Source organism: Ruegeria sp. AF1 (genome assembly GCF_056542125.1).
Genome location: NZ_JBQFZG010000024.1, coordinates 13,027 through 34,164, shown reverse-complemented (window position 1 = coordinate 34,164; position 21,138 = coordinate 13,027). Strand labels below are relative to the sequence as shown.

The following is a 21,138-nucleotide window of genomic DNA, read 5'->3' as shown; positions in this document are numbered from 1 at the left end:
CCATTGCGGTTGATGAAAATTATCCCGCTCAGAATCCGCCTGTCGTCGACCCTTGGCTTACCGTGCGACTTTGGAAAGTAGGGTTTCAGACGCGCCATCTGTGCGTCGGTCAGCCAGAAAGGATTGCTCATGTCACCGCTCTGTTTTCAGAGCCGTGAAACACGCAGCGCTCGGGAAATCAATGCATCCTGACCCTAGCTTGAAAAGGTGCGTATCGGCGGAGCGGTGAGCATCTGCATTGATCTTAGCTATCGACTCCGAAATCCAATGATCCATGCCTATACTCAATGGCGCTGTTCAGCGCCCGTCAAGCTCGGGAAAATCGTTTCAAGGCTTGACCTTTTGCGATTGCTTCTATGCAAAGGTGGATATGGTCGGAATGTAAAACCCGGCTTGTCTTGCCTCGCAGTAAATGCACGAGCAGGTCTGCATTGCGCAGACCTTCCCGTGTTGTGAGCTTGCTCATATGCCACAACAAAAAAATCCATAAAGATAAACTCTGTTTTTCAAGTCCTAAGTTGAGGTAGCGTCGCTTGTACCGCGAGAGGAAAAAGTTGGTGACAAACAATAGGCCGTTCCCACTAAGTCGAATTGCTCAGCGCATCACTCTGGCGAATATCGCATTCGTAATTTTGGCTTATTTGATGTCGCCAACCAAAGCACAAGCCCAAAGCTCACAGGCCTGCGTAGAATTGGGGTCTCCTCGAATAGAGTATGCTTCTGGATCTGAAAGCACTCGCGTTAATCAAACAATCTCAACGACGGAACGCACGTGTCTGCCGATCCCAAACGGACCCATTACAGGACTTACAATTGGAAACTCCTCAATTACTTCCTCAGGTGAAATTGAGTTGTATGTTCCGGGCCAAAATACCGTTCCAAGCAATGCTTCAGTTTTAACACTTTTGAATGTCGATGTCGCGGCGGGTAGCGGAGACTTTGTCTCCCGGGAAGCGTTGGCAACAAACATCAACGGGAAGCTCAGAGTGAACCTCATTGGAACTTCGATTGGTTCCGGCAGATCAATGACGTTCGCTCCCTTCAACGGCGCGAATATCGACCCCACTGAAGTCTACTTCCAGTCAGACCGACCGTTAACCTACGACAACCTGACCGTTATGGGGGCTACCGAAGTGGTTTTCGGGGCGTACTATATCCAGACCCGGGTTGCCGAGGCTTCTGATTTCACACTGACGAATAGTTCGATTTCTTCAACCAGTGACATGGCGATTGCGGCAGGCACGACTGTTCGGCTTGGTGCGGCAAGCAGTTTGAACACCGTAAACTTTGAGAATTTTGGCACGCTGGCCGGAACGGGAACCGTGAACGCATTCAACTTCACAGTTAAGAACGGAGGGGTGCTTTCGCCGGGCTTTTCAATTGGTACGCTTAACAATAGTGGCGGTATCGCATTTGAAACTGGGTCAAGGATCTTAAGTGAAGTCGATCCGACGGCCGGTCAGAAAGCCGATTTGGTGTCATCCAGCGGGCCCGTGACAGGGATTAACCGCGCCACCATACAAGTCGAAGCCGCTCGTCCCGGCCTGACTGCGCAGGACTATGCAGCTGGCAACGACTACACGGTTTTTCAAGCCTCGAGTTTCGATGGAAACTCCCCAACTCTTGTTGCCGGAGGATCTCTGCCCGCCCTATCCAGTCTGAGTATCTCAAACACGCCAACCGCAGACGGTAGAATCGACATAACGTTTTCGACTCTCCCCGTCTCGAGTTTACCGCAACATCCATCAGTTGTTGGATCTCCCAATGCAAGCAACCTTGCTGGTGCGGTGGCTAACACCACAAACACGTCACCTGGAACTAATCTGACCAATGGCTCAACCTTGGGTAATACCGTTAACACGCTTACCAATTCAGGTTTGGCTGGGTTTAATCGTGTGCACGCAGAACCCTATTCCTCTAATTTGACCGTGGGGCTGGAGCAACTTGACCTGATAACTAACACAGTGCTGAGCCACGCTGACTGCCGCAAGTATCAAGCAGTTGGCTTCAGCAATGAGGATCAACCCGTTGCAGCAGGCGACATCGACTTGGCCCAGAGCCCGAGCGGCGCAATAGACTGCTCTGATCGGCGCTGGTGGATCGACACGGCCTATGTGAGCGGAGACGTTGATGGAAGTAACGGCCTCGGGACATTCGACTATTCGCTGGGCACCATTTTGGTCGGAGCGGATGTCGCAAGCACCGATAGAGGTGTGGTCGGCGTCTACGCAGGTTTTGGGACATCCTCCATGGATGAACACGATCAAGTCGATCAGGATTTTTCGACCGACAGCTATCATGTGGGCGTCTATGGGCGTACAACAACCGGAACTTGGGAGTTCTCCGGACTGATCGGTTACATGTTCGGTGAAACCGACGCCAAGCGGAATAACCCTTCTGTTGATGGCTTTACGGGAGGCGAGGCAAAGTCTGATTTGGACCAAGAGGGCATCCATGCCGGTATCCAGGCACGGAAGCTGTTTAACCTGGACAGCGGTGCAAGGGTTTCTACGGTTTTTGGAGTGAACTACGGGCGTATTCAACAAGGTTCAGGCACAGAGACCGGCGGTGGTGATTTCAACTACTCGATTGAAAAAGCGAACGCAGAGTCTCTGGTCGCCTCCATTGGAGTTGACTACCAACGGGACTTCTTGACAGAGAGTGGTTTGCTGACCCCAATCGCCTTCGCCCGGTATGAATATGACTTCTTTGCCAACAAGGATAGTGAGCACGGAATCACAGTTACAAATCCATTGTTCGGAACATTTACACAAGTCGGACAAAATCGAGGAGCAAATGGCTTCGTTCTCGGGCTTGGACTGGGCTATCAGATTTCTGATCTGGCGAGACTAACGGCAGGGTATGGTTATTCAGTTCGTTCCAACGGCCAAGAGCATGGTCTCGGTGCAAACTTAAGCGTTCGGTTCTGATTAGGGTGGACCAACGAAGAGGAGTGGTAAGCTAGCTGCAACAACTTGCGGAAGCTATCGTGGCGGTGTGAGCTTCATTCTCTAGCGATCAAAATTAGGGAATATTAAAAACATAAAGCCGCGATTTCTTGGCGTCGTCTGTCAGGATGTAGAGAAGCCCTTTGGTCTCATCGAGAGCGATTCCTTCGGGATGTTTAACTTCCTTTTGTTTGCCATCTTCTGTGAACGTCAAACTGATAGACTTTATGGACTTGGACTCTGGATTGTAGACGAAGATTTGACGGCCTTTGTCACTTACAATCCAAAGAGAACGTGAAGATGGGGACCATGCCAGGCCGCTCAAATCCAGTTCATCATCATCTACACGCTCGGAGATGAAACCTGCATCGCGGTCTAAAGGAATGATCTCAACAATTTCATCTAGCTCCGGTGATACGACCATTAACAACCTTGGTTGTCCCTCAATGCCAATGAATACCCGCCCGGATTCCGGGTCGACGGCGATGCCCTCAGGTCCCTTGTTCAAAGGGTTACCGACGAGCAATTCAGCGGCGTCCGAGTAGCCTTTGAGAGATGTGAGAGGGATTGTAGTTAGTTGAATGGGGTCAGTCGAGTGAACGACTAGAATTGATCGATCAGTTTCCTGAAGTACTAAAACAGTCCCATCTTTTCGTGATGCGACGCCCTCCAAATCTGATCCTACCAATGCTGGCAACTTGAAAGAGTTTCCTAATACCCCGTCGACTCCGAGTAGGTGCAGTTTAGGTTCGGCATCACTTACAGACCACAAGAAACCTTCAGCGTTAGACATTGTTAAACCGGAAGGTTCCGAAAATCCCTCTGATTTGTCTGCCACCTTGAATTTATCGACCAGAACCAAACCAGCACTTTCGGCGCAGGCAAAATCGGTCCAAGGCAAGAAGGCTGCCGCAACCAAGCTGGCTGCAAAAGCAAGTCGTCTAAGTTTGCAGAAACACCGTGAAATTTCAGCATTTGACAAAAACAATCTGTTTTCTGTCATTGGATTCTCTCGCGCTTGGACCACATCCCTGTATCAGCGTTCGTATCACAGTCCGGATACGATGTCCGAAGAATGCACTGTAATCTCTTTACCTGATCCCGCCTGTTGCGATTGAATTGAATAGTGCACGATGTGCCTTTGGTTAAGCGTAAGCCTTTGGCGTGAGCAGGAAGGAAGACAAGTTGAATACGACCCTCACATTTGTGACCGTGTTGTTGATGCTGCTGTTGCCAGGTGCTGCGGTGTCACAAGTCGACCCTGCGACGATGCTGGCCGGGGCTTCGGGGTCGGAAATCGTTATCGAACGCCGGTGGACGCAGTTTCGTGGCAAACAGGAACTGTATTTCTTCACTCTCGATGTGATCGTCACGATCATTCTGGCTGGTTTGATCGTCTATCATCCTGTGAGGCGGAGAGCCCGCAGAAGTGTCAGCGATATCGTTATGCCGCGACTGTTCTTCCTATACGCGCTTGTCGGCATGGTGGTTGGGTTTCTGGTCGTACAGCACGGATCGATGATTGGGTTCGTGATTTTTGGAATAGGAGCTCTGTTAAGGTTCCGATCAAATATGGATGACCCGGTCGACACGGTTGAAATGATTATAGTGACCGTGCTTGGGCTCGCGGTCGGTTTGGGCTTACCGCTGATGGCCACACTGGTGGCGATTGTGTGTTGGTGTTTCATTTGGCTCGGTGGGCGAAACAAGGGCGTGGAAATTTCGCTCAAGGCTTCAGACGAAGAGCACTCATTGAAAGTCAGCGGGGACATTGAAGCTATGGCCGCAGACGCTGGCTGGAAGTTGGTCAGAAAACACCACGTACCCGGAAAATCTCGCGTTTCTTTGCTTTTCATTACCTCGGGTGGATTGTCGGAAGCTCGGATCGAAGAGATGATAAACGATCTGGTCCCTGAAAAAGTTGAGCTGAAACTCAACCTCTAATCATTTCACAAGGTCTAAGCGTTTCAACACCGCATTCGGGGATCTGATCTCTTTCGGGAGCGACTTGAAGTTTACTGACCTTTCGAAATCAGGCCCTCGATATACTGCTATTCCAAACTCTCCGTTTGGTTGGAACGTAACATGAGTGAAGCTGTGAGGTGATTTGGCATTGTCACCAATAAGCCGTCGCGGGCCACCTCCCAAACAAGCTTGGGAAACATAAGCCACACCGTCTTTCCAGCCTGGGTAGAAGGCATGATGGTGGCCTGACAGATGCAGAACGACACCGCTTTCTAGGTAAATTTTTTCAAGTGTTGGGTCACCGATGATTTCGCGTTCGCGCTGGATCGCGAAGGGCCAGAGTGGGAGGTGACTGAAAGTGACAACCGGATTTCCATTTGCACCCAATTCCCCAAGTCGGTCCTGTTGATCACCGGATAGCGGCCCTAAGGTCGTTGCATCCAGAGATGCAAACGTTACGCCCTGCATCTCAAACGCGTAGAAGAACGGGTAGTCATCCGAAACCAGGAAATCGACGTCTGGTTTTCTTGGTATCCATTCCTCTGCGTATACTTTTCTTTCACGCTCGAACCCACTGTAGGCGGAGGCATCATGGTTTCCAGGCGTGACCGCAAATGGAATTCCGGCAGCCGCTAAAGGATCTGATACGGCCTCGTGAAACGCCTTCCACATCTCTCTGACCTGTTTGTCTGACAAGTTGGGAATGCGCTGTCCCGCGACCATATCGCCCGTCGAAATCACCAAATCGGGATCAATCTCGACTACCCGCTCAATCGCTTTGTCGACGCGGGCATCGTATTTCACCGAACCATAGCTGCCGTTCAGATCCGATATGACGATAACATCCAATGCCGCCGCTTTGCAGGCGATCAGAGCGGTCCAAATGAACGCCGCAAAAAGCGTAGAAAGCCTACGTGTCATTACAATCCACTGTCTCTACCTCGGTGTCGTTTCTCAAAAAGAATGCGACAGGATCCAAGTCGAACATCAAATCACCATTAGAACAATTGTTCTGGAGGATGGACGTTGCCAGCGCGGTATTTTTGACGGCTTGTGCAATCTGACTGTCTGAAAGCCCAAGGCTTAGCGACAGCCAGTCATAAACCGGGCCTTGGGTTTGAAGGTCGCTATTCAATGCAACCAAGCGCCGGTAAGTGCTTGGAGAGAAGTGCCGCATTTTCTCTAGCATATGAGTAGATTTCGCGAAGTTAGCATACTCGACCCGCCCACCAGCATCGTTGTCGTTTAGATTGCTGCGACGGATTAATAATGCCTCGGCGGGAATATCTCCATCATTCGGCTGATGGTGCTTGGCTTTCTTATGCTTCAGCTTTCCGTCTTCGACCCAATACCAATAGGGTGTGAAGTCTATGTTTCCTACGCGGTCCTGCTGGCTAAAGATGAAATCGAGGAGAACAATCTCGGTAAGTTCTTGCATCCAAAATGCCATCTGTTGGTCGCTGACATCGGGACCGAGATCCTTGTTGATCATCCGGTCTTTTCGGCCTTCTCCGACGCCCTCTGCAATGGCCTCAGACAATGGTTTTGAAGAACGCAAAGCCAAGAAAGCGGGGGTTTCCTGAAAATCACGGTTTTGGCCTTTCCCCCAACCAGATTTACGGGTGCCGTTGATTTCCGAGCCGTATCGATGCCCAGGGCTATCAAGCAGTACACCATATATTTGCGTTCGATCCGATGTGAATAGATCATCGGTCGGTTGGTATGAGTTCGGGTCGGCATCCGCAGCTGCGAAGACACGCCAGCCTTCGTGGTTCATGCGCCCGCCATGAGAGCCACCAGAAATCGCAAGACCAGGCTCTGCGACCTCGGAAAAATGCGCCTGGGCGTCCATGCTGCGCCAAACCGCGACTGGAACTTTGACAGTCGTGTCGAAATACCTGGAGAAATGATAGTAAAGCAGCGAAGAAGTGGAAAACGTTCCACTGGTGCCCTTTTGGTTCATGGTGGACTTGAATTTAGCCACCCTGTCTTTGGCCAGATCTTTTGCCAACTTGCCCTCTTTGCAAGCGTTTCTCTCGAATTCAGAACGGTTCCCCATGTAGGGTCCTTCCGAAATATCGTAGACGGCCATTCCTGGGCTGGTGCTCCAGGTTTTTGGGCAAATAGCAATTTCAGAGGCATAGAAATCGATCTCGCAATAGGCTTTTTCTTCCTCAAGATCGCTGTTCTTGTACTCGCCCGTTGGAACTTTTTCGATCCGAATACAACGTTCAGAAACGCCGTTGGGACTATCAAATGTTGTGGCTTCACCGAGAACTTCGTCGTTCGCCCACAAGACAGTGGGTGCGATGAAAGCAAGTGGCCCCAGAAGATTGAACTTCATTTGGATAGTCCTCCCGGTATCATTTAGGGCAAATCGCTGCCTTTTGTTCGGTGGAGATTTTTAACTTTGGGTCGACACTGAAGTTGGAGAATTTTGTGTCAATCCACTTGTCGCATCCGCCTGAACAAGGCGCCCCGTTTCGGGCGTCATTCCAATATTCCTTGGTCCTTTCTTCCGTCCAACCGCAAAACTGAACGAGCGCCATTGCCGACAATGCGCCCGAGGAATGAACGCCCCACATGCAGTGTATCAGGACAGGGCCCTTACCAGGGTTTTCAATCACCTCGTGTATGGACGCCATGACAGCATCGGGTCGGGAGGATTTGGCGCTTTGATAGTCGAAAGATCCGTTTCCGCAACTGGTGCGACCGTATAGAGTGTTTTTGCCGAAGTCCGCATAAAACCCGGTTGAAAACCCCTCATCGCACAGGGTTTCGCGCTGAACGTTACTCAGACCCGTTCGATCCTTGTCACCGCCTTTGAAGCCAGAGCGATACAAAACTCCGCTCAAGACCGGGCGAAAGAAAGCGACGCCATCAACACCTCCGTCGCCACCCTTTGAAAGCATTTGACTGTTGCTTGGGCCACCGTTTCGACTGGTTACGTCAGAATTTGCAGTAGTTGCAAGAACACCAATGAATATCAGTGACGTCAAAAACCGCATGCCAGCTCCTTTCTATTTTTGAGCCTGTTATGCTCAAACTCTTCCCACTTTGTAATCTATTGGAGCGGCTCATTCTCGAGATCCATTTCAAGTGGGTGATAAGCCTTCCGCCATGCAGCGTTAAATTGGCCACACCAGGTTGATGATAAAGACGACCACGAAGTAGGCCAGAAAAACTTTCCAGTTCCATTGGTGTTTGCTTTCTTCGTTGATCACGCCGGACGACTTCAATGCCAGGTTTGTAACAATCAGAGCGACAACGATGACCGCCGCATGTGCCAGATCAAAATGCGTACTAGTGCTCCCTATTGCGGATGTTAGATCGATGAAAATGTGTCAGCAGTCACCTGATGGCAGCATAGCTACATCTGAGTACCTTCCCTCAGATGTTGTGATCCGAGCACATGCACCAGTATCCGTGTTAAACCAGTACGAGGTCAGCCCTTCGCTTCGGATAAGTTCAAATCCGAGACTCTGGATGCCCATTTCAGCCTGTCCCGCTCTTGCCCCTTCAAATGACGAAAGATCGCTAGAGCTGCCCACAGTTGGTGCACTTGCATCCACCGATCCGCCACTCTCATCGCATGCTGCGAGCGCAGCAATACACGCCGTGCCTATCACCAATAGGACCTTGGATTTCATCTTTTCGCTCCTTGCAGTATTGGACTAGAGATCCAGGATTTCTGGTCGATAACCTATTCAATTCCGAAAATTACGTTGTAGTCGACGGAAGAGTTGCTGCGATTGATAACCTCCACAACATGATCACCGGATTGCCAAAGCTGTCCTCGATACTCATTGTCCGCCGACATCAATCCCAACAGTTCAGAATCATCGGGGTTACGAATGACGTAGTCCAAGGAGCCATTTCGCGGAGCAACGCGGACGTAAAGGAACTGTTCGTTCTTTGCACCGAGAAGGTATTGCTGCGACGCTCCGGGCGCGAGTTGGCCAACAAGTTCGGCGCCAGTGGAGCCGGCATCGAATTTGACACGTTGGTTACCGGTAGAGCCGGGGGCACCTGCCATGGCGCCACCGCCATCATCCATCGCCTCGACAACCGACATCTCGCCAATGCTTCCATCCTTGTACGCGATGCAGCGCCAAAGCGTTCCGCCTGCGTCGCGTAGCATGACGAGCGTACCTGCTTCCGAGAACTCTGAGCTTTCTATCGTACCGGATTGACCGTCTGGTCCACCAACCTGCCGCAAATGGTCGATGCAAGCGTCGTCGGCGTCTGACATGGCCAGCGCGGCTGTTCCGCTGATCGCAAGTACAGGAGTGACAAGGTTCATTAGACTACGTTTCATAAGCAGGTCCTCTTTTGGTCCATCCTTGATGTTCTGTTCCTCGTGGGCAGGAACCTTATTTCGCATCCCTCAACTTTGATAGAAACTCATCGCATGCCTGTGCGCTGCCGACGACCTCGTCTATCGTTCCAATTCCTTGCAGTGATGCCATCTCGGAATTTACGCGATTGAGAATCTGATCCGCTTGCTCGGGGATGATCAGGTTCTCTGCTTGTGCTCCTTTCAATGTGGTGCAGACACCGGCGGAAAAGCCTGTCGCAACGCCGACACCCACCGCGGTCCCGCCACCCAGGGTCATCGCCCCAACCACGCCGAGGACGAGCCCGATCACAATACCCAAGATCACTTTTCCCATGTTTTCCAAACTTTTGGTGAAAAAGATTTCAGGCTTCACTATTGGCGCAAACTGCGGGCCCATCTGCAAATCAAGACCAGCGCTAGCAGATTGAGTACTGGTGCAATCGCCGCGAAGAACGGTTTGGCTGACTCCGAGACCAAATCCGCCAGAAGTATCCAAGGCAGTCCCAACGGCAGAAGGAACACCCCGGACAAAGGGTCTCTTTCCTGTCCCAACCAGCCAAATGTGCCCGTCAAGAATGCAATCAACGCCAACAGGTAAAGGATCGCGAATACAATGATGGTGGTTCTACAAACCAAGTCGAGCCTCAGCAGATCAAGCCAGTGCTGCGCAGCCGTTTTCGGCTACGCAGCAGACTGGTCACAATGCGCCTTCGTCGCCCAGGAACTCGATACCAGCTGTCGCGCCATCACTGTAAGCAATGCAATTCCAAGGAGCACGATCCTCACCAACGCCTACAGTAACCTGTGTTCCCGCCTCGCTAAAGGCGGATGAGAGCACCACGACTTGCGAATTGTTCGTCGTGTTGGCTACATCTCGCAAACACGCCTGTTGGGCTGGCGTGAGCTCGGCTGACGCGCTTGATGTACTCGTATCGTCGCAGGCCGCAAGCAGTGCGAAACAAGTTGCGCCCGCAATCTTCACCATCTTGTTGGTCATTTTCTTCTCCCTCTGGGTTCGTTGAAATTAATCAAATTGGATGTGCTTGTTTGAAGCTCTCGTATCTGGACAGCCAATGGAACATACCTCGACCCTGTGACTATCTTGCCCAAAACCTGCCGCGGAGGGCTTTTTCGACGGAACGATTTTTCGTTGACTGCCGAGACCGCCAACAACGCGTGATGCCCGAATGGCGCCACTGGAAAAAGCTAAAGCGAACTCTGGAGGGAGGGCTAGTTCGTTAAGTCCAAGCATCGCGTCCTCCCAACGCTCGATCAATGGAGAAGGCCTTCCGACCGCCAGCACTCACTCCAGCAGTCGGAAGGGCTCGGCACAGCGAGCAGCAGCGACCACAACGGAGGTAAAATAAAGTTGTGTCGAATTCGAATGTTTGAATCTTATTCTTCATAAATCAATATTTTTTTTGTAAACTTCTTTACGCTCTCGTACGATAGGCTTCTGCTTTTAAACAAAAAGGTAGGTGGGAGCACTCATAAGGGAGAATGTGTTCTTTTGGGTCGGCGACGCGTTCTGAGTTCGCACAGAAACTAAGAAAGGATTGAAAATGGGGTTTGTTGAAGCCGTTAAAACGTGTTTCTCGAAATACTTCCAGTTCTCCGGTCGGGCTATACGCTCAGAATACTGGTGGTTCTTCTTGTTTGTGGTTCTCGTGAGTGCTGCTTTAGCTGTGCTGGATACGGTCATATTCGGGACCAACCCCGAAACGGGGCAAGGATCTCGGGTTCTGTCCTTTGTTTTCCAACTTGCAGTTATCATACCTATGCTGGCCGCCGGTTGGCGGAGGCTGCATGATACAGGACGACCTGGCTGGTATTTGCTGCTGCCGATGGCGCTCAGCATTACAACGCTTTTTGTTATGTTGGGTGGGGTGGCGTTCTTCTCGGTGTTGGAGCAAGGGACCGAAAACCCCGATGCATTACGAGGACCCGCCGCAGTCCTGGGCGTAACCGGTATTGTTGTTGTCTCAATTCTTCAATTGGTTCTGTCCATCTTGATGATCTGGTGGCTGACACGACCTTCGGAAGAAGGCGCAAACGAATACGGCGCACCTGTTTACTGATCTGGTGGCCGGGGCGGCGGGCCGGATTCTCTGCTGAATGAAAGTGCGAAACGCAACAAAATGGAGAGAGAAAATGAGTTTCAAGACGATTTCCATTGGAGCGCTAATGATAGTAATAGCAACCACAGCATCGGCGAAGTGGTCGTTCAGTTCCGGGCCCAACCCCAATGCCTTTATTCAGACCGGAAACATGACGCTGGAGCTTCAGTGTAATCGTATCCGCTTTGCTCCGGCTGGATATGAGGATAGCCAGGACATCGTGGAAAAGCAGGGGCTCTCCATTCGTTTTTTGAAGAACGGCACCACCGAGGTTGGTGCATTTCAGGTTGGCGCAGAAAACGCTGCCATGCAGATCGTCGACAACTATCCCGTCGAGGTCAGTTTCAATAGTCAAGAGGACTATGGTTTTGTACTGGACCAGCTTGCGGCCAATGCAACAGTTAATCTGTCGATGATTGATCAAGATGTAAGCTACGGAATCTTTGACTTGAAAGGTTCCGGCGCGGCAATTCGGTCCCTTCGTTCCGCGTGCGATTCAGATACTAGCCAGGGGGGGTCCTACGAAGCACCCGAAGGCATCGTCTATTGTGGTGGTGGAGCGATAAAACGCCAGATCGAATATGTAATTCTGGACAATCCAGAGGGGGAGTGGGACGCGCGAGTAACGGTCAACGGCGAGTCGATCAGAGCCATGACGGCCTACAGTTACTTCGGAAACTCTGTGCCGCCCGCCGGATTTGTCGTCGCCCTGCTTGGGGAGGACAGGTCCGAGTTTCTGATTTTTAGCGAAGGCTCGACAAACTGGCTGGAATATGGGGACTACAGGTATGATCAGTGCAATTGATACCTCCTTCCAACCAGCTTCCCAAATAGCGTGTAAGATGAAATGTTTGGTCGCCGGGATTGTGCTTGCTTCGGGCCTTGTTTGGACCTCACCAGCTGTCGCGGCTGATGTATCGCAACTTCCGCCCGGTTTGCAGGCGAGGGTTGATTTGGCGGCACGAGCCTGCGCGGAGTTCAACGACGGTCAATTTGACATAGCCTGGGGCGCGGTTGAAAGGGTCGATCTCGACGGAGATCTACAACGCGACTGGGTTTTGAATGAGTCTGGTTTTGCGTGTTCGAGCGCCGCATCTCTTTACTGCGGAACTGGCGGATGCATGTCGCACTTCCTGGTTGAAGAGGAGGTTCATTCATTGCTCAATCAAGGCTGGACTGTTGTTGATTTTGGGCGTCAACGCGTTGTCGTGGCAGATATTCATGGATCCAAATGCGACGCAATAAACCCAACGCCTTGCGTCAGCGCTAGTGTTTGGGATGGCGAAGCCAACACTTGGCGCTCGTCTGCTGGCCATTGGGAGTAAGTAACATTTAGGCACCGCAGGTAAGCCTGAGAGTCTGTTTGTTCGATGAGTTCTCTATAGCATGCAAACATATGGGCAAATCGTGCAAAGTTATGCGCAAATACCGCGAAGAGTTATGGGCAAAGTTCCAAGATTTTCTTCAATGAAATCAATGTCGGCAATGTAGCGTTACGAGCGCACCTACACGGTTTGTAGGTGCGCGCATAACACTTCGCACACCCCATAAGTTTGCGTAGTTTGCCCATAGTTTTGCGCTGCGCGATTGTCTGCCTTAGTGATGAATTCAATCAGTTTTTGGCTTAGTCGTTGCGGTAATGGCCCTTTGCGTTGCGCAATCTCGCAAAGGGCCTCCCCAAGGAACCTTGGGTTCCATGCGGCCTTTTTGCTTGGATTCTCGCTAAGGTCTGCGATGCGCAGAAAGCAGACTTTGCAAAGTTTGTCGACGTGTATCTTCCTGACACCAATCTCGCTACCAAGTGCTGCTGCGGCTTCCTCCAATAGCTCATTGAAACAGGCTGTAGGGGCAATCTTGGTACGAGCGGGCAAGCTAAGATTTTGAACGAGTTCTCAGGGGCATGACGGCAACGGCGACTTCGATGCCGTCTGTGATTTCAAAAGCGCCAATGGTCGCCTTGCTTTCTAAAACTGTGATTTCGTGATATCCTGATATCGCCTTGGGGGGCTGTTATGGGCGATTTCTTTTGGATTGGAACAGCAATCGGCGCTGCGATTGGGCTGCTCAATATGTTGTTCATTTTGCGTTCTCGCCTCGGTCAGACCGGGTTAAATCAAGCAAAGACAATTTGGCAAGGCCTGTGGGTATGGGCGCTATGGACTGTGTTCGGTGCCTATGTTCTGGCGCTCTGGCTTGTGGGTGTCGTTCTCTTGGGTTTATCGCGAATTTTGCGATGGGGAACTGAGGCATGAAAGTAGGGGAGGTAAAAACCGCCGCTATCATTGGTGCGGGGGTTTCCGGGCTTGCTACTGCAAAATGCCTGACGAGGGTTGGGATCCACTGCACTGTTTTTGATCGCAATCCGTACCTTGGCGGTGTCTGGGCGGATGGATACCACGATTTTGGCGTTCAGGTGCAAAAGGACCTGTACGAGTTCCCGGATTTTCCGCTTTCCGAAGAAGCGTCTCATTTCACTCCGGGGCCGGTCTTTCGAGAGTATCTGGAGGATTATTGCGATCATTTCGGAATACGAGAGTGCTTACGGTTAGGCACCCGCGTCACCTTGATTGAGCGCAAAACTGACGGGTGGTTACTTGAGGTTAGTGGCTCCGAAGGATCTGAAGATGTTGAAGTCGATCTCGTTGTTGTTGCAACCGGGCTCTATTCAGAGACACCAAATGTCCCGAACATTCCCAAACGTGAAGATTTTGGAGGAGAAGTCCTTCACGCCAGCGAATTTAAAGACATATCGCAACTCAAAGGTCGTCGTGTCGCTGTAATCGGTTACGGAAAAAGTGCCACAGATATAGCGGGTTCGGCTGTGGGTGTCGCGGAAAAGGTTCACCTCGTATTCCGAACCGCACACTGGCCTGTTCCGCGCAAATTGCTGGGTGTTCTTCCTTTCAAATGGGGAATGCTGACACGCCTTGTTGCAGCCCTGATCCCTCCGTATGTGAGACCCAGCCCAATCGTGCGCGCTATCCACTCAATAGGATATCCGTTGCCCTGGCTGTTCTGGCGTATCGTAGAACTGCTGCTCAGTACCCAGCAACGATTGCGAACGCAAATCGCACGTGGTGAGACCCTGATGCCTGAGACGCCTGTCGAATTCGACGCGTTTACGGAAGTAACTATGGTTCCACGTCCTGAGCTCATCGACTTTATCCGATCTGGTAAGATTTCTGCACATCGAACAGGTGTGAGTGCATTCTCTTCCAGCGGAATCGACCTTGCGGATGGGGATTCTCTTGAGGTCGATTGTGTCGTCTTCGGCACGGGCTGGAAGACCGGCTACCCATATCTACCGAAGTCGATACTCAACTCTTTGGATGATGGGCCGGATGGGTTCTATTTATACCGGCATGTCCTACACCCCTCGGTGCCAAACCTTGCATTCGTGGGTCGGGCGTCCTCCTTCATGAGTGTGACGACCTTCGCGCTTCAGGCCAAATGGCTTGCGGAAGTCGTTGCAGGTCGTGTGCTCCTACCGGATGCTGAGGCCATGCAAAGCGATATCGATGCGCTAAAGTCCTGGAAACAATCATGGATGCCAGAAGGGCCGGGACGTTCCGCCACACTTCTGCTTCACATGTTCCACTATCACGATGAACTCCTACTCGACATGAGTGTAGACCCACTTCGCAAACGCGGTATCCTGGCGCCGATTTCTGAACTGATTGTGCCTTATCGTGCGGCCGACTTTCGAGACGTAGCCTAAGCGATTTGTACGAGAAGCCCCTAATATCCTTGTGACACTTCTTTAAAATGGATGCGCGGGAGGGTTTTTGTTTGGAACGACACCTAGCGGCAATACTCGCAGCTGACATTGTTGACTATAGCGCGCTGTCAGTACTGACGAGCAAGCCACTTTGCACGCTAACAAGGGTCACTTTAGAGCGCTGGAGCCGCATATCGGATTGAATGGCGGGCGCCTGTTCAAAAAGACCGGTGACGGTTTTTTGCATAGTTTTCTTCGGTTTTGGATGCGGTGGCGTGTGCGGAAACGATGCAGCGTCAGATGGTTGAGCGGAACGCGGCACGCGGGCAAATCCCGGAGGTTCAATTTCGTATGGGAATTCACGCGGGTGATGTTTTTGATGACAACGGTGATGTTCTTGGTGACGGCGTCAACATCGCGGCCCGGCTGGAAGGTCTGGCTCCTCCCGTAGGCATTATCGTTTCAATGGGGGTATACGAAGACGTCATAGGTAAGGTGGATATTGCGTTCGCAGAAATAGGATCGCAATACCTGAAGAATATCGCGCGCACTGTGACAGCCTACTCTGTTCAGACTTCATTCGTCACCACGCGCCCAGCAGCTCAATCTCGCCCTGACAAACCTCCAGTGGCCGTATTGGCGTTTGAAAATCTGCCGTCTGACGCAGAGCAGGACTATTTCGCAGAAGGTATTACCGAAGACATTATTACCAGCTTGTCCAGAGTGCCCTGGACATTCGTAGTCGCCCGAAACTCTTCTTTTTCTTACAAAGGGCTTTCTGTTGATGTGCGTCGTATAGGCCGTGAACTTGGTGTCCGCTACGTGCTGGAGGGTTCTGATTGTGGAGTTGGTAACCGGTTGGGTGTGACTGGAAAGCTGATTGGCGCGCAAACCGGATCGCATGACTGGGCGGATCGATACGATGGCAAGCGCGACGATGTTTTTGACCTCCAGGGTCAAATTTCTGAGAACGTTGTAGCTTCAATTGCACCAAGCATAAGACAGGTTAAGATCGATCTCGTTCTGCCCACAAGCGCCCGTATATGCTAGGAGCATATGATCACTTCCTGCGAGCACAGGCAGCGACCTACAGGTTCAGCTCCACTGAGGCGGACGACCATGAGAACGGCGGTGAGAAAGCCTGCCACAGTAGCGGCGGGATGACCCTGCTGCGGGCGCGAATAAGTCGTCCAGCTTTGCCCTTTCTTTTGACGGAGGGAGGGAGGATCTTCACCGTGGATTTGTATCGTAAAGTTCGTTTGCCGTGTGCTGAGGGCATGAGTCAGCGATAAGCGGCTTCGGATGGCAAATATGCCAAGGGCCACCTTTGGCTGGAAGCACCCGGAGATGTGCCACCTTTTGAAGATGCGGTCTGGTTGCGGGGGCATGATGGACAGTCCATTGGAATCTTCCCCTCTCATGATATGGTGATTTTGCGATTGGGATTGACACCGTCTCGGCTGGGTTACTCACACTTGCCACTGGCCAAGGAACTGATTTCCGCCACTGGGGGCTAGGGTACCAGTGTGCTGATACCAATTGGCCGCGACAGACAAATCACGCATGACGGACAGATATTTCGACAGATACATCCTCGATCAGGACACAGGGTCGCAGGAGAGAGTCTTGCAAGTTGTGAGCATTTAGTATACCGCGGCATACAAAATTAAGGCGCTGGTTTATTACCTGCCAGCGCACCAGCTAAATGGTCGGAACCGTCATGAGCCTATATACAGAATACCTGAACGAGATCGAGACGCGCAAAGAGCAAGGTTTGCACCCCAAACCCATTGAAGACGGTGCGCTGCTTCAGGAAGTCATTGAACAAATCAAAGATGTGGACAACGTTCACCGCGCCGAGTCTTTGTCCTATTTCATCTATAACACGCTGCCGGGTACAACCAGCGCAGCTGGTGAAAAGGCGCGGTTCCTGAAAGAGATCATACTGGGTGAAGCCTCGGTCGAAGAAATCTCGCAGGCCTTCGCGTTCGAGTTGTTGTCACATATGAAAGGCGGCCCCTCGGTCGAGGTTCTGCTGGATCTGGCGCTGGGCGATGATGCGTCGATCGCAAGTCAGGCGGCAGAGGTGCTGAGAACGCAGGTGTTCCTGTATGATGCGGATACCCAGCGCCTCAAGTCTGCTTTTGAGGCCGGAAACGTGATCGCAAAGGACATTCTGGAAAGCTATGCCAAGGCCGAGTTCTTTACCCGGCTGCCTGACATCGAAGAGGAAATCAAGGTTGTGACCTATGTCGCGGCCGAAGGAGACATTTCCACCGACCTTCTGTCGCCCGGTAATCAGGCGCATTCTCGTGCGGATCGGGAACTGCATGGAAAATGCATGATCACACCGGCGGCGCAGGCCGAGATTCAGGATTTGCAGAAACAACACCCGGACAAACGTGTCATGCTGGTCGCCGAAAAAGGGACAATGGGCGTCGGGTCGTCGCGCATGTCCGGCGTCAACAACGTCGCCTTGTGGACCGGAACGCAAGCCAGCCCTTATGTTCCCTATGTGAACATCGCACCAGTTGTCGCGGGAACAAACGGAATCTCACCGATCTTTCTGACCACCGTTGGCGTGACCGGAGGTATCGGCATTGACCTGAAGAACTGGGTCAAAAAGCTGGATGACGACGGCAACCCGATCCTGAACAACGACGAAAGTCCTGTCCTTGAACAGAAATACTCGGTCGAGACCGGAACCGTTCTGACCATCAACACAAAGGACAAGAAGCTTTACAACGAAGCAGGCGATAAAGAGCTTGTCGATGTATCGTCGTCCTTCACGCCGCAAAAGGTCGAATTCATCAAGGCTGGCGGCTCTTACGCTATTGTCTTTGGCAAGAAGCTGCAGACCTTTGCGGCGGAAACCCTTGGTGTTGCGCTGGAATCTGCATTTGCTCCGTCCAAGGAAATCTCGCACGAGGGACAGGGCCTGACAGCTGTCGAGAAGATCTTCAACAAAAACGCGGTTGGCGTGGCTGACGGAAAGGTCCTGCACGCGGGCTCGGATGCTCGGGTGAAGGTCAATATCGTTGGGTCGCAAGACACCACCGGCCTGATGACCGCGCAGGAGCTGGAAGCTATGGCGGCAACCGTGATCTCGCCCATCGTTGATGGCGCATATCAGTCCGGGTGCCACACAGCGTCAGTTTGGGACGCAAAGGCGCAGGCGAACATACCCAAACTGATGAAGTTCATGAACAGCTTTGGCCTGATCACTGCGCGTGATCCCAAGGGTGTTTACCATTCGATGACAGACGTAATCCACAAGGTGCTGAACGACATCACCGTGGATGACTGGGCCATCATCATTGGCGGCGACTCGCACACCCGCATGTCCAAGGGCGTAGCGTTTGGAGCGGATTCGGGCACCGTTGCGCTGGCGCTGGCCACCGGTGAAGCCACGATGCCGATCCCTGAATCGGTGAAGGTGACCTTCAAGGGCCAGATGGCAGACCATATGGATTTCCGCGACGTGGTTCACGCCACCCAGTCGCAGATGTTGAAGACATTCGGTGACAACGTCTTCCAGGGCCGGATCATCGAAGTTCATATCGGCACCTTGCTGGCGGATCAGGCGTTCACATTCACCGACTGGACGGCCGAGATGAAGGCCAAGGCTTCGATCTGTATTTCCGAAGATGACACGCTGATTGAATCTCTGGAAATCGCCAAAGGCCGCATCCAGATCATGATCGACAAGGGTATGGAAAACGAAGCCCAGACGCTGCAAGGTCTGATCGACAAGGCGAATGCGCGGATAGCGGAGATCAGGTCGGGTGAAAAGCCGGCCCTGAAACCCGATGAAAACGCCAAGTATTTTGCCGAGCTCGTCGTTGATCTGGATGAGATCGACGAACCGATGATAGCCGACCCGGATGTGAACAACGCTGACGTATCAAAGCGTTACACCCACGACACTATCCGCCCGGTTTCCTACTACAAGGGTGAAAAGAAGGTCGATCTGGGCTTTGTCGGGTCGTGCATGGTGCACAAGGGCGATCTGATTATCGTCTCGCAGATGCTTAAGAACCTTGAAGAGGAACAGGGCACTGTCGAATTCAAGGCCCCGCTGGTTGTCGCAGCACCGACCTACAACATCATCGATGAGCTGAAAGAAGAAGGCGAGTGGAGCATTCTTCAGAAATACTCGGGCTTTGAATTCGACGATCTGTTTCCGAAAAACAAGGCACGCACGGAATACGAAAATATCCTGTACCTTGAGCGGCCCGGCTGTAACCTTTGCATGGGGAACCAAGAAAAGGCTGCAAAAGGCGATACCGTTCTGGCGACATCCACGCGCCTTTTCCAGGGTCGTGTCGTTGAAGACTCCGATGAGAAAAAGGGTGAGTCCCTGCTTGCGTCGACACCGGTTGTCGTGCTCTCGGCTATATTGGGCCGGACCCCAACCGCCGAGGAATACAGGTCGGCGGTAAAGGGGATCGATTTGACTAAGTTCGCGCCGCCGATGGAAAAGCCCGCGACCGCGAAATCGGCTCACTTCTGAAGACGTTTTGATCCTTGTAAGCCCGGCCGCCAATAAATGGTGGCCGGGCTTTTCCAACTGAGTGACACACCCCGCCCTTCAACACCACGTCTTAGAAAGGATGGGTTATGCCGCTAACAGAGCCGCTCAGGTTCCGTTTTGGTGGACCCTGTCAAAGAATGGGTAAAGGGCCGCGGGTCTTGGTCTGGCGAAGCACAAAGTTGCTGCGGGTGTCGCGGACCAGCCCTGATTTCAACAGGCGCTGCATGATGAAGACCTCAAGATCCTCAGGGGATTTGGCGTAAACCTTCAGGATAAAGTCGTGATCCCCGGTGATCGAGGCGCACTCGACGATTTGCGGCTCGGTCTCGACCAGACGAAGAAACGCCGAGATGCTGTTCTCCTGATGGTCCTTCAGCGCGACGTGGACATAGGCAATGGCATTCAGGCCGACTGCCTTGGCAGAAACCTGCGCGCGATACCCTGAAACCACCCCGGACGATTCAAGGTCACGGACGCGGCGCCAACATTGCGAAGCCGACAACCCGGTCCGGTCGGCCAGTTCCTGCATAGACAGGCGTCCACTGGCCTGAAGCTCTCGCAAGATATCAATGTCGGCAGGGTGAAGCATTTGGCCCGCAAATGGCAATATCTCGGAACGTTTCGTTCATAATACAGACGATGCGCAGAATATCAAAACAAATTCTCCATGTGAGTTGAGGTATCCTGATCTCATGCAGGAGGATGCTGATGCCCAAATCGACCAAATATGTCGCCAAACTCGCGGATGAATATGGCCACATTACCTACACAGACGAAGAGAATGCGGTCTGGGCTGATCTTTACGCGGCACAGGAAGAAAACGTACGGCGCTATATGGCGCCGGAATACCTAAGCGGTTTGGCGCGGCTGGACCTACCGAAGACAAAAGTGCCTTCTTGTGCAGATATTTCTAAACTGTTGCTGGACCTGACCGGTTGGCGGGTGCAGCCGGTTCCGGCGCTGATCGGATTCAAGACGTTTTTCGGGATGCTGGCGGATCGGGTTTTTCCGGCCGCCTCTTTCATCCGCTCCCGGGAAGATTTCGACTATATAGAAGAGCCGGATATCTTTCATGAGATATTCGGACATACACCGTTGTTAAGTGATCCGCGTTTTGCCGCGTTCAGCCACGCCATCGGGCTAGCCGGAAAGCAGGCAGATGACGCGGATTATGCCTGGTTGATCAGGCTCTACTGGTTTTCGATCGAGTTTGGCCTGCGCCGCCAGAACGGTCAGATCAAGGCGCTGGGTTCAGGGTTGGCGTCGTCGCCGACAGAACTGGTCTATGCCGTGACCAGCGACATACCCGATCGTGACCCATTTGACGTTCTTACGATTCTGCGAACACCCTACCGGATCGACATGCACCAGATGGGGTATTTTGTTCTGGATGACCCTGAAGAGTTGTTTGAGGCCGCCGAACGGGACCTGCTGGCAGATGTTCGTCGTGCGCGCCGCCTCGGGCTGTTGCCGAACAAGTTTCCCGAAAAGGTAACCGCCGCCCAGTAGCGGGGGCT

18 protein-coding genes are annotated in these 21,138 nt (G+C 52.3%); 10 read left to right on the top strand and 8 right to left on the bottom strand.

The window, feature by feature from the left end; genetic code table 11:
* Positions 1 to 131, bottom strand: a 131-nt coding sequence (locus ACR0BK_RS19285; protein WP_480555945.1) for a transposase, incomplete at its 3' end; no start/stop codon positions are given.
* Positions 132 to 557: 426 nt separating this feature from the next.
* Between ACR0BK_RS19285 and ACR0BK_RS19280 the strand changes: the two genes are divergently transcribed.
* Complete coding sequence (locus ACR0BK_RS19280) at positions 558 to 2,930, top strand: autotransporter family protein (protein WP_480555943.1); 2,373 nt, start codon at positions 558 to 560, stop codon at positions 2,928 to 2,930.
* A 94-nt stretch (positions 2,931 to 3,024) separates the two neighbouring features.
* Here ACR0BK_RS19280 and ACR0BK_RS19275 read toward each other — a convergent pair whose 3' ends face one another.
* Positions 3,025 to 3,951 carry an SdiA-regulated domain-containing protein gene (locus ACR0BK_RS19275; RefSeq protein ID WP_480555942.1) on the bottom strand — a complete coding sequence of 309 codons (927 nt, stop codon included), beginning with the start codon at positions 3,949 to 3,951 and terminating at the stop codon, positions 3,025 to 3,027.
* Between the two features lie 182 nt (positions 3,952 to 4,133).
* Between ACR0BK_RS19275 and ACR0BK_RS19270 the strand changes: the two genes are divergently transcribed.
* The gene (locus ACR0BK_RS19270; RefSeq protein ID WP_480521210.1) at positions 4,134 to 4,892 is read left to right on the top strand and encodes a hypothetical protein; all 759 of its coding nucleotides are present in this window, start codon (positions 4,134 to 4,136) and stop codon (positions 4,890 to 4,892) included.
* On the opposite strand, the gene ACR0BK_RS19265 is transcribed toward ACR0BK_RS19270, so the two are convergent.
* The 5 genes from ACR0BK_RS19265 to ACR0BK_RS19245 all read right to left on the bottom strand — a co-directional run bounded on the left by ACR0BK_RS19265 (position 4,893) and on the right by ACR0BK_RS19245 (position 10,249).
* On the bottom strand, positions 4,893 to 5,762 hold the full coding sequence (locus tag ACR0BK_RS19265) for a metallophosphoesterase family protein (RefSeq protein ID WP_480521208.1): 870 nt from the start codon (positions 5,760 to 5,762) through the stop codon (positions 4,893 to 4,895).
* A 61-nt stretch (positions 5,763 to 5,823) separates the two neighbouring features.
* A complete protein-coding gene (locus tag ACR0BK_RS19260; RefSeq protein ID WP_480555941.1) occupies positions 5,824 to 7,257 on the bottom strand; it encodes a hypothetical protein in 1,434 nt (477 codons plus the stop codon).
* Between the two features lie 1,359 nt (positions 7,258 to 8,616).
* Entirely contained in the window at positions 8,617 to 9,231 is a 615-nt protein-coding gene (locus ACR0BK_RS19255) for a hypothetical protein (protein WP_480521204.1), read from the bottom strand.
* Between the two features lie 55 nt (positions 9,232 to 9,286).
* Positions 9,287 to 9,748, bottom strand: coding sequence for a hypothetical protein (locus ACR0BK_RS19250; RefSeq protein ID WP_480555940.1), 462 nt, complete (start codon positions 9,746 to 9,748; stop codon positions 9,287 to 9,289).
* Between the two features lie 201 nt (positions 9,749 to 9,949).
* Entirely contained in the window at positions 9,950 to 10,249 is a 300-nt protein-coding gene (locus tag ACR0BK_RS19245) for a hypothetical protein (protein ID WP_480521200.1), read from the bottom strand.
* A 565-nt stretch (positions 10,250 to 10,814) separates the two neighbouring features.
* Here ACR0BK_RS19245 and ACR0BK_RS19240 point away from each other — a divergent pair.
* From ACR0BK_RS19240 to ACR0BK_RS19210, 7 genes are all read left to right on the top strand, one after another.
* Positions 10,815 to 11,330, top strand: a complete 516-nt coding sequence (locus ACR0BK_RS19240; RefSeq protein ID WP_480555939.1) for a DUF805 domain-containing protein — start codon at positions 10,815 to 10,817, stop codon at positions 11,328 to 11,330.
* A gap of 73 nt (positions 11,331 to 11,403) precedes the next feature.
* On the top strand, positions 11,404 to 12,174 hold the full coding sequence (locus tag ACR0BK_RS19235; RefSeq protein WP_480555938.1) for a hypothetical protein: 771 nt from the start codon (positions 11,404 to 11,406) through the stop codon (positions 12,172 to 12,174).
* Entirely contained in the window at positions 12,158 to 12,694 is a 537-nt protein-coding gene (locus tag ACR0BK_RS19230) for a hypothetical protein (RefSeq protein ID WP_480521194.1), read from the top strand. Before ACR0BK_RS19235 ends, ACR0BK_RS19230 begins: the two co-directional genes overlap by 17 nt.
* A 687-nt stretch (positions 12,695 to 13,381) precedes the next feature.
* A complete protein-coding gene (locus ACR0BK_RS19225; RefSeq protein ID WP_480555937.1) occupies positions 13,382 to 13,621 on the top strand; it encodes a hypothetical protein in 240 nt (79 codons plus the stop codon).
* Positions 13,618 to 15,087 (top strand): flavin-containing monooxygenase, encoded by a 1,470-nt coding sequence (locus ACR0BK_RS19220; RefSeq protein ID WP_480555936.1) that lies wholly within the window; start codon positions 13,618 to 13,620, stop codon positions 15,085 to 15,087. The genes ACR0BK_RS19225 and ACR0BK_RS19220 overlap by 4 nt, the downstream gene beginning before the upstream one ends.
* Positions 15,088 to 15,375: 288 nt before the next feature.
* On the top strand, positions 15,376 to 16,137 hold the full coding sequence (locus ACR0BK_RS19215) for an adenylate/guanylate cyclase domain-containing protein (RefSeq protein ID WP_480555935.1): 762 nt from the start codon (positions 15,376 to 15,378) through the stop codon (positions 16,135 to 16,137).
* 670 nt (positions 16,138 to 16,807) lie between these two features.
* Positions 16,808 to 19,600: a bifunctional aconitate hydratase 2/2-methylisocitrate dehydratase gene (locus ACR0BK_RS19210; RefSeq protein ID WP_480555934.1), complete on the top strand. Its 2,793-nt coding sequence runs from the start codon at positions 16,808 to 16,810 to the stop codon at positions 19,598 to 19,600.
* Between the two features lie 151 nt (positions 19,601 to 19,751).
* Here the strand turns inward: ACR0BK_RS19210 and ACR0BK_RS19205 are convergent, their stop codons facing one another.
* Positions 19,752 to 20,210: an Lrp/AsnC family transcriptional regulator gene (locus tag ACR0BK_RS19205; RefSeq protein ID WP_480474860.1), complete on the bottom strand. Its 459-nt coding sequence runs from the start codon at positions 20,208 to 20,210 to the stop codon at positions 19,752 to 19,754.
* A 119-nt stretch (positions 20,211 to 20,329) separates the two neighbouring features.
* Here ACR0BK_RS19205 and ACR0BK_RS19200 point away from each other — a divergent pair, with 119 nt between their 5' ends.
* Positions 20,330 to 21,130, top strand: coding sequence for a phenylalanine 4-monooxygenase (locus ACR0BK_RS19200; RefSeq protein WP_480555933.1), 801 nt, complete (start codon positions 20,330 to 20,332; stop codon positions 21,128 to 21,130).
* Positions 21,131 to 21,138 lie beyond the last annotated feature (8 nt).